The 1,037-nt window shown below is 60.8% G+C and carries 1 pseudogene; it reads right to left on the minus strand.

The features are described 5' to 3' along the window. A pseudogene (locus FY036_RS00095) lies at positions 1–950 on the minus strand (helix-turn-helix domain-containing protein); the annotation flags it as partial. Positions 951–1,037 lie beyond the last annotated feature (87 nt).

A 1,037-nucleotide genomic window follows, 5' to 3' on the forward strand; every position in this document is an offset into this window, starting at 1 on the left:
AGAAGCCTGCAGCGCGATGGTCAGCGTGTCGGTGACGTCCTCGGCCTTCATCGTGGTGCACAGCTTCCAGGCGATGATGTAGCGAGAGAAGTCGTCGAGCACGGTCGACAGATAGAACCAGCCCCAGCCGATCACCTTCAAGTAGGTAAAGTCGGTCTGCCACAACTGGTTGGGCGCCGTCGTCTTGTCGTGGAACTCATCGGCGGCCTTGATGACGATGAAGGCGGGGCTGGTGATCAGGTCGTGGGCCTTGAGCAGGCGATAGACTGAGGATTCCGAGACGAAGTAGCCCCTCGTGTCGGTGAAGGTGACCGCCAGTTCCCGTGGCGACAGCTCCGGCTCGTTCAACGCCAGCTCAATGATCTGATCGCGTTTCTCCTCGGGGATGCGGTTCCAGACCCGGTTCGGCCGGGGCCTGCGATCCTCCAGCGCATCGACACCGCCGGCCAGGAAACGGTCATACCAGCGATTGAAGGTCGAGCGCGGAATACCGAGTTTTTGCAGCGTGCGCCGCGCCGACAGATGCGACTGCTCGACGAGCCGAATGATCTCCAGCTTCTCGGATGCGGGGTATCTCATTCGTCGTCGCCCCCATCCGCAATCATGCTTTTTTTAAGAATCCGCAGTTCCAGCGCCTGCTCGGCGACGACCTCCTTGAGATCGCGCGCCTCCTTGCGCAGAACCTTCACCTCGTCGCTGGTGGCGGCGCGCGCCGTATCCCCGGCAAGCCGCTTCTTGCCGGCTTCCAGGAATTCCTTCGACCAGGTGTAATAAAGGCTCTCCGCGATCCCCTCGCGCCGGCACAGCGCCGCGATCGACTCTTCGCCGCGCAAGCCCTCCAGCACGATGCGGATCTTCTCCTCGGCCGAATATTGCTTGCGGGTTGCGCGGCGGATGTCTTTGATGACCTGCTCTGCCGGCGCTTTCCCGGTTCCGGATTTCTGTCTCATCTTCGCTCCTTTGAAAGGCTACGATGAACCAGAAATCCTCCGTTCTCAGTTAAGCCGATTTGGTCCCATCAGTGCTGACGCCGGACA

Origin of the sequence: Neoaquamicrobium microcysteis, from assembly GCF_008180155.1 — a bacterium.
Lineage (GTDB): Bacteria > Pseudomonadota > Alphaproteobacteria > Rhizobiales > Rhizobiaceae > Aerobium > Aerobium microcysteis.